Here is an 8,119-nt window from a genome sequence, read left to right on the forward strand (position 1 = left end):
CGCCGGGCGCTCCCCCGACCGTCCTAGGCTGAGCAGGTGCCGGAGCACGACATCACCCCGCAGCAGGTACGCCGCGCCCTGGCGCGTGCGGAACGCGGTGCCGCACTCGACGTCGACGAGGCCACCGCCCTCCTTGCTGCCACCGGCGAACAGCTGGACGCTCTCTGCGCGATCGCCGCGCGGGTCCGCGACGCCGGCCTGGTCGCAGCCGGAAGGCCCGGCGTCACGACGTACTCGCCCAAGGTCTTCATCCCGGTCACCCGGCTCTGCCGCGACCGGTGCCACTACTGCACCTTCGTCGAGACCCCGGCCCAGGGGTGGCGCGCGGGCCGGGCGGCGTACCTCTCCCCCGACGAGATCCTCGAGATCGCCCGCCAGGGCGCCGAGCTCGGCTGCCTCGAGGCGCTGTTCACGCTCGGCGACCGGCCCGAGGAGCGCTGGCCGGAGGCTCGGCAGTGGCTGGACGAGCGGGGCTATGACTCCACACTCGCCTACGTCCGCGCGATGGCGGTGCAGGTGCTGGAGGAGACCGGGCTGTTGCCGCACCTCAACCCGGGGGTGATGTCCTGGGAGGAGCTGAACCGGCTCAAGCCGGTGGCGCCGTCGATGGGGATGATGCTCGAGACGACCTCGCGGCGGCTCTTCGAGACCAGGGGCGAGGCACACCACGGCTCCCCCGACAAGGACCCCGCGGTCCGGCTCCGGGTGCTCGAGGACGCGGGCCGGCTCTCGATCCCGTTCACCACCGGGCTGCTCGTCGGGATCGGCGAGACGCTGACCGAGCGCGCCGAGACGATCCTGGCACTGCGCGCCACCTCCCGCGCCTACGGCGCGGTCCAGGAGGTGATCGTCCAGAACTTCCGGGCCAAGCCCGAGACCGCGATGCGGCACGCCGACGACCTCGGCCTGGACGAGTACCGCGCGGCGATCGCCGTCACCCGGCTCCTGCTCGGCCCGAAGGCGCGGGTCCAGGCCCCGCCCAACCTGGTCGACCACTCCGAGGGCGCGCAGGAGTGCAGCGCGCTGCTGGACGCGGGCGTCGACGACTGGGGCGGGGTCTCCCCGCTCACCCCGGACCACGTGAACCCCGAGCGGCCGTGGCCCTCGCTGGAGCGGCTCCGGGCGATCACCGCCGACTGCGGCTTCGAGCTCAGGGCGCGGCTGACCGTGCACCCGGAGTATGTCCTGCGCGGCGAGCCCTGGCTGGACCCGCGGATCTCCGCGCACGTGGCCGCGCTGGCGAGGGACGACGGGCTGGCGCGCCCCGGCGTACGCCCGGTCGGCCTGCCGTGGCAGGAGCCGGACGGCGGCTTCGCGAGCGTGGGCCGGACCGACCTGTTCGAGGCGGTCGACACCGAAGGCCGCAGCAAGGACCGCCGCTCGGACTTCTCCGAGGTCTACGGCGACTGGGATGCCGTCCGTGCCGCCGCGTCCGGGATAGTCCCAGACCTTTCCAACACCGATGTTGGCGTGTCGCGTGAGAAACGTCTGGGACTATCGGCCCTGGCGGCCGCCGAGAAGGACCCCGGCAACCTCTCGGACGAGCACGCGCTGACCCTGATGACGGCCGAGGGGCCGCTGCTGGAGGAGGTCTGCCGGCTCGCCGACGAGCTTCGGCGTGAGACCGTCGGCGAGGAGGTCACCTACGTCGTCAACCGCAACATCAACTTCACCAACGTCTGCTACGTCGGCTGCCGGTTCTGTGCGTTCGCGCAGCGGCGCACCGACGCCGACGCCTACTCGCTGTCCCTGGAAGAGGTCGCCGACCGGGCCGCGGAGGCCTGGGAGCTCGGCGCCACCGAGGTGTGCATGCAGGGCGGCATCGACCCCGAGCTGCCGGCCACCGCCTACTTCGACCTGGTCACTGCGGTCAAGCAGCGGGTGCCCGAGATGCATGTGCACGCCTTCAGCCCGATGGAGGTCGTCAACGGCACCGCCCGCACCGGGCTCTCGATCGAGGACTTCCTGATCAAGGCCCGCGAGGCCGGCCTCGGCTCCCTGCCCGGCACCGCCGCGGAGATCCTCGACGACGAGGTCCGCTGGATCCTCACCAAGGGCAAGCTGCCGACCCGGACCTGGATCGAGGTGGTCACCACCGCCCACCGTCTCGGCATCCCGACCACCAGCACGATGATGTACGGCCACGTCGACAACCCCAGGCACTGGGTCAACCACCTCCGCGTCCTGTCCCGCATCCAGGACGACTCCCTGGAAATCGGTGGAAGCGGCTTCACCGAGTTCGTGCCGCTGCCGTTCGTCCACCACAGCTCACCGATCTACCTCGCCGGCGTCGCCCGTCCCGGCCCGTCGCTGCGCGACAACCTCGCCGTGCACGCGCTGGCCCGGATCCTGCTGCACGGCCGGATCCCCAACATCCAGACCAGCTGGGTCAAGCTCGGCGTGGACGGCACCCGCGCGATGCTCCGGGCCGGTGCCAACGACCTCGGCGGCACCCTGATGGAGGAGACCATCTCCCGGATGGCCGGCTCCGAGCACGGCTCGGCCAAGACCGTCGAGGAGCTCGTCGAGATCGGGGCCGGCATCGGGCGCCCGGTCGTCGAGCGGACGACGACCTACGGGCGGCGTTGATCGCGCACGTGCCGGCGGACGCCACCGGTCATGCGGGCAGAACTCCTTCGGTCCGGGCGAGCACGCGCGCGGGGTCGGCGAGGAGTGGTGCGAACACGAGCTCCGCGGCGCCGCGCCACGGCGAGTCGAACCCGAACGCCGAGGGTCGGATGACGACATCGCGCCGGGGCGTCATCAGCGTCCACCGGTCGATGGTCGTGTCGACGATCTCGCGGCGTGCCTCCCACACGGCGGCCATCGAGCCTCCGAGCACGATGATCTCGGGGTCGAAGACGTTGATGACGGCCCGCAGCCCCACGCCGACCCAGTAACCCACCTCGTCGAGCGCCGCGCTCGCCCGGAGCTCCCCCATGGCGGCCGCCGCGATCACGTCGGCGACACCCTCCGGTCCCCCGCCCGGGAGCCTGCCGGCGTTCACGAGGAGGTGGTTCTCGCCGACCTTGGTCTCCCAGCAGCCGATGTTTCCGCAGCGGCACCGCTCCCCGACCTGGCCGTCCACGAGCAGGTGGCCCACCTCGCCGGCGTAGCCGCGGGCTCCCGACAGCGGCACCCCACCGACCAGGAAACCGCCGCCGATGCCGACGCTTCCGTTGAGGTAGGCCACGTCGGCGTAGCCGACCGCCGCGCCACGCAGGTGCTCCGACAGCACTCCGAGGTCCGCGTCGTTGCCGGTGAACACCGGCAGCCCGACGCGTCGGGAGAACAGCTCGGCGAACGGCTGGTCGACCCAGCCGAGGTTGGGAGCGAAGCGGACCAGGCCGTCGGAGTTACGGACAGCGCCGGGCACCGAGACCCCTACGCCGAGGCAGCGCACGCCCGGCTGGGCGGCCAGCAGCTCGTCGACCATCTGGGCCGTGGACTCGATGACGTGCTCGACGTCATGCTCGCCGCGCGCATGAAGCCGCTGGCGCCGCTGGAGCACGTCGCCGCCGAGCGCCACCAGCGCCGTGACGATGCGGTCGACGCCGATGTCGATCCCGACCGCGACGTTGTCCCGTCGCGGCTCGAGCACCAGCGACGGTCGCCCGGACGCTCGGGTCCCGGACGGGTGCCGCTCGTCGACCAGGCCGAGCTCCCCGAGCGTCGTCGCCAGACCGCCTATCGTGCTGCGGTTCAGGCCGAGGTCGCGGGTCAGCGCCGCCCGGCTGATGGCGCCGTGGACGTGGACGCGGGTCAGGAGAGCGCTCAGGTTGTTCCGGCGCAGCTCCTCCTGTCCGAGACCCGTCTTCGTCGGGGAAGCAGGAGGGCTGCCGGATCGAGGGGACATCGCCCTTGCCCCGGCTAGGCTCTGCCGGATGCAGTGGCCTGCCTGCGGCTGATCGCGTCGACGCTCGCAGCCACGAGCAGCACCAGACCGGTGATCATGTAGACGTTGCCGGTCGACTGGCGCAGCAGCCCCATGCCGTTGTCGATGACGCTGATGACCAGCCCACCGATGATCGCGTTGGACACCCGGCCCTTGCCACCGAACAGGCTGGTGCCACCGATCACCGCTGCACCGACGCCGTACAACAGGAACGTCCCGCCGCCGGTGGTCGGTGACGCAGAGTTGTTGCGGCTGGCGATCAGCAGGCCGGCCACCGCCGCCATGGTCGAGCACGTGATGAAGCAGGTGAGCTTGATCCTGGCGACGCTGATACCGGACCGGCGCGAGGCCTCGGCGTTGCCGCCGACGGCGTAGATGTGCCGGCCCCAGGCAGTGCGGTCGAGCAGGTAGGTGAGCACCACCAGCAGCGCCACGATGATCGCGACCACGAGCGGAACGCCCTTGATCGACTTCAGGGTGGGGTTGGGGCTGCGCTCCTGCGAGAGGAAGGCGATGAAGGCCAGGACCAGGACCACCAGCGCGCCGGTCTTGATGGCCCACAGCAGCACGGGCTGGGCCTCCAGCCCGTGCCTGCGCCGACGGCTGTCCGTGCGCCAGGTCAGGATGGCGTAGAGCGCGAGCCCGACCACCGCGATCGTCCAGCCGAGCCATACCGGCATCGGGTCGTTGTTCAGCTTGAGGATCACCTCGTTGCGATAGGCGATGGTGCCGCCCTCGCCGATGATCACCAGCACGACGCCCTGGAGGCCGAGGAAGAAGGCCAGCGTGACCACGAACGACGGGATCCCGAGCCGCGCCACCAGGAGACCGATGACCGTGCCGATCACTGCGCCGGTCGCCAAACCGGTCAGGAGCGAAGGGATCCACCCCCACCCGTGATTGGTCATCACCACACCCGTGACCGCGGCCGCCGTGCCGCCGGTGAACCCGGCCGACAGGTCGATCTCGCCGAGCAGCAGCACGAAGACCAGGCCCATCGCCAGGACCACGACGGCGGCGGACTGGTTGAGCAGGTTGGCGATGTTGAACGCGCTGGGGAACCGCTCGGGTCGTAGCGCGGAGAACACGGCCACCAGCACGATCAGGCCGAGGACGGCGGGCAAGGACCCCAGGTCGCCGCCGCGGAGCCTGGCGAAGTAGGCGCGAACGATGTCGCCGAGGCTCCCTGAAGAGCTGGGTGGGACCTCCGGTTCGTCCGCGTGCGGGTCGGTCGCCTGCGTGGTCGGGGTCGTCACTGGTCCTCCTGGATCTCCGCGGCCGTCTGGGCGCTGAGCCCCACGTCGCCGTAGCGGCCGCTGGTGATCAGCTCGACCACCTGGTTGGAGGTGACGTCGGCGCGCTTGACCTGGGCCACCATCGCGCCGAGGTAGAGGACCGCGATGTCGTCGGCCACCTCGAAGACGTCGTTGAGGTTGTGGCTGATGAGGATCACGGCCAGGCCGTTGTCGGCCAGCCGGCGCACCAACTTCAGCACCTGGTCGGTCTGGGCGACGCCCAGGGCGGCGGTCGGCTCGTCGAGGACGACCAGCTTGGAGTTCCAGAGCACCGCGCGGGCGATGGCCACGGTCTGCCGCTGGCCACCGGACAGGGAGGCCACCGACGTGCGGACCGACTGCAGCGTCCGGACCGACAGCCCGTCGAGCGTCTCGCGGGCCCGGGCCTCCATGGCGTCCTCGTCGAGCGCCGCGACGCTGCCGAGCTCGCGACCGAGGAACATGTTGTGGACCACGTCGAGGTTGTCGCACAGCGCGAGGTCCTGGTAGACGACCTCGATCCCGAGCGCGTTGGCGTCGCGGGGCCCGTGGACGGTGACCGGCTTCCCCTCGAAGAGGTACTCGCCCTCGTCGAAGCCGTGGATCCCGGCGATGCCCTTGATCAGGGTGCTCTTGCCGGCGCCATTGTCACCGACCAGCGCGGTGACCTCGCCGCGGCGTACGTCGAGATCAACACCGCGGAGCACGTGCACCGCCCCGAAGCTCTTCTGGATGCCACGCAGGCTGAGGATGGGCTCGGACTCGGAGCCGGCATCCTGCGGAGCGAGGGCCTCGGCGGTCATGGACGGTCCTTCCGCTGGGCTGTTCGTCGGGGGCCGATCGTAAGTTCCTTGGTGAAGCGAGGGCGAGAGGTACGGCGGTCCGGCCGCTGGGGGGGAGCCGGCCGGACCGCCGCCGTTGTCAGCTGATCCCGGCCTGAGTGCAGAGGTCCGCGATCGGGCCGGTGCAGACGTCGGAGGCCTTGGCGAAGCCGTCGTCGAACGGCTGCGTGATGTTGTCGACCGTCACCCACACCGGGGTGGCCAGTGCCGACGGCACCTCCTTGTTGGTGTCCGGGTCGGTCACCGAACCCGTGGCCAGCGAGGAGGCGTCCTCACCCTTGATCAGGGCGATCGCGAGCTTGGAGGCCGCGTCCGCCTCGAGATTCGTGTTCTTGTACACCGTGCCGGACTGGAAGCCTTGCAGGATGTTCTGCAGACCCTCCACGCTGGCGTCCTGGCCGGTCACCGGGATGGTGCCCGCGACGCCTGCGGCCTTGAGGCGGGCGATGATGCCGCCGGCCATCGTGTCGTTGGCCGAGATGACACCGTCGATCTTGCCGCCGTTGTCGGTGTACATCTGCTCGAACACCGTGCCGGCCTTGGTGGCGTCCCACTCACCGCTCTGGTCGCCGACGAGCTTGTAGTCGCCGGAGTCGATCTTGTCCTTGAGCGCCGCTTCGTAGCCGCTCTTGAACAGAGCCGCGTTGTTGTCGGTGGCCGCGCCGTTGACGTAGACGATGTTGGCCTGGGTCTTGCCCGCCGCATCGAGCGCCGCGATCAGACCGGTGCCCATCAGCTCGCCGACCTTCACGTTGTCGAACGACACGTAGTAGGACGCGCCGCCGCCCGGGGTGAGCCGGTCGTAGTCGATGCTCTGCACTCCTGCGGTGGCCGCCTTGTCGAGGCAGGCCTTGCCCGACTCCTGGTCGAGGTTGACGATCATCAGGACCTTGACGCCCTCGCCGATCATCTGGTCGCAGAGCTGGCCGAACTTGCCGGTGTCGCCCTGGGCGTTCTGGATGTCGTAGGTGACGTTCGCGGCCTTGAAGGCGGCCTCGAGGCTGGGACGGTCGTTGGCCTCCCAGCGTGGCGAGGTGGTCGTGTCGGGAAGGATCACCCCGACGTCGGTGCCTCCACCGCCACCACCACTGGAGGAGCTACCCGAGTCGTCGTCGCTTCCGCAGGCGGCGACGGAGAGGGCAACCAGCCCCATCACCGACCCCGCGACCAAGCGCTTGAACACAGAACTACTGCCCATGCTGGTGTCCCTCCGGGTTTCATGGTGATGCCCGCGCATCCGAGGGTGTTGGGTGAGCACCATCACACGTATGTTGTCGCGCACAACTTAGTGAGCGCCCCGACCCACCGCAAGGGGGCCGGGCCCGGCTCTATGTTGTCGCACATAACAAATCGGTCACGACCGTCACCCACGAGTCGGCGTGGTGAGGGGGCGGTTTCCGCCGTCGATGAGCGACCGCCCGGTTGGATACCGTGGCAGATGTGACTGAGCGAGACTTCGAGAGCGGGGACCAGGAGTCCTACGGCGACTACAGCGTCGACGACGAGGACCAGCCGTCCAACATCGACGGCCTGCCCGACCCGGACGTGGACGACGAGCTGGACCGCGGATACTCGCCACCCGAGCGCTGGTCCGCCGCGCAGGGCTACGGCAACACGCCGTACGAGGAGGCCAGCGGCGAGTCGCTCGACCAGCGGCTGAGCCAGGAGGAGACCGAGTCCGACCCCTACGACGCGACCGACGTCGACGACGAGGAGCTCTACGACGGAGAGGTCGGCGACCGGCGCGCCGGCCGGCTGGTCGACCCCGACGAGGGGCTCGGTGAGGACACCGAGAAGGACCTGGTCGCCGACGACGTGGGCATCGACGGCGCGGGCGCGTCGGCGGAGGAGGCCGCCGTACACATCGTTCCGGACGAAGAAGGGTACTGACGTCTTTGTGCGGTCCGCCACCAGGCGGCTCGTGGGAAGGGAGTGCTCATGTTCCTGGTCTGGTTGCTTGCTGTCGTCATCGGCATCGCGGGCATCGTGTCGCTGTTCCGAGGTCAGATCCTGTGGGGGATCATCCTGATCATCCTGGCCTTCATCGTCGGGCCGGGCGGGTACAGCATCTTCAAGTAGTCACGCGGCAGCGAGGGCCTCGGCGGCGA

At 70.1% G+C, this 8,119-nt stretch carries 7 protein-coding genes; 3 read left to right on the forward strand and 4 right to left on the reverse strand.

What is annotated here, in order from left to right:
* The first annotated feature begins 36 nt into the window (after positions 1-36).
* Positions 37-2,589 carry a bifunctional FO biosynthesis protein CofGH gene (locus tag VFV89_RS22850; protein ID WP_329708292.1) on the forward strand — a complete coding sequence of 851 codons (2,553 nt, stop codon included), beginning with the start codon at positions 37-39 and terminating at the stop codon, positions 2,587-2,589.
* Positions 2,590-2,617: 28 nt separating this feature from the next.
* Here VFV89_RS22850 and VFV89_RS22855 read toward each other — a convergent pair whose 3' ends face one another.
* From VFV89_RS22855 to VFV89_RS22870, 4 genes are all read right to left on the reverse strand, one after another.
* Complete coding sequence (locus tag VFV89_RS22855; protein WP_329708293.1) at positions 2,618-3,856, reverse strand: ROK family protein; 1,239 nt, start codon at positions 3,854-3,856, stop codon at positions 2,618-2,620.
* Between the two features lie 14 nt (positions 3,857-3,870).
* Entirely contained in the window at positions 3,871-5,151 is a 1,281-nt protein-coding gene (locus VFV89_RS22860; RefSeq protein WP_329708294.1) for a sugar ABC transporter permease, read from the reverse strand.
* On the reverse strand, positions 5,148-5,972 hold the full coding sequence (locus VFV89_RS22865; RefSeq protein ID WP_329708295.1) for an ATP-binding cassette domain-containing protein: 825 nt from the start codon (positions 5,970-5,972) through the stop codon (positions 5,148-5,150). Before VFV89_RS22865 ends, VFV89_RS22860 begins: the two co-directional genes overlap by 4 nt.
* 118 nt (positions 5,973-6,090) lie before the next feature.
* The gene (locus VFV89_RS22870; RefSeq protein WP_329708296.1) at positions 6,091-7,209 is read right to left on the reverse strand and encodes a sugar ABC transporter substrate-binding protein; all 1,119 of its coding nucleotides are present in this window, start codon (positions 7,207-7,209) and stop codon (positions 6,091-6,093) included.
* A 242-nt stretch (positions 7,210-7,451) separates the two neighbouring features.
* On the opposite strand from VFV89_RS22870, the gene VFV89_RS22875 reads away from it, so the two are divergent.
* Both VFV89_RS22875 and VFV89_RS22880 read left to right on the forward strand, forming a co-directional pair.
* Positions 7,452-7,901: a DUF5709 domain-containing protein gene (locus tag VFV89_RS22875; RefSeq protein ID WP_329708297.1), complete on the forward strand. Its 450-nt coding sequence runs from the start codon at positions 7,452-7,454 to the stop codon at positions 7,899-7,901.
* Between the two features lie 48 nt (positions 7,902-7,949).
* A complete protein-coding gene (locus VFV89_RS22880) occupies positions 7,950-8,090 on the forward strand; it encodes a GPGG-motif small membrane protein (protein ID WP_329708298.1) in 141 nt (46 codons plus the stop codon).
* Positions 8,091-8,119: the final 29 nt, after the last annotated feature.

The sequence above is a fragment of the Nocardioides sp. genome (assembly GCF_036274455.1).
In the GTDB taxonomy this organism is placed as follows: domain Bacteria; phylum Actinomycetota; class Actinomycetes; order Propionibacteriales; family Nocardioidaceae; genus Nocardioides.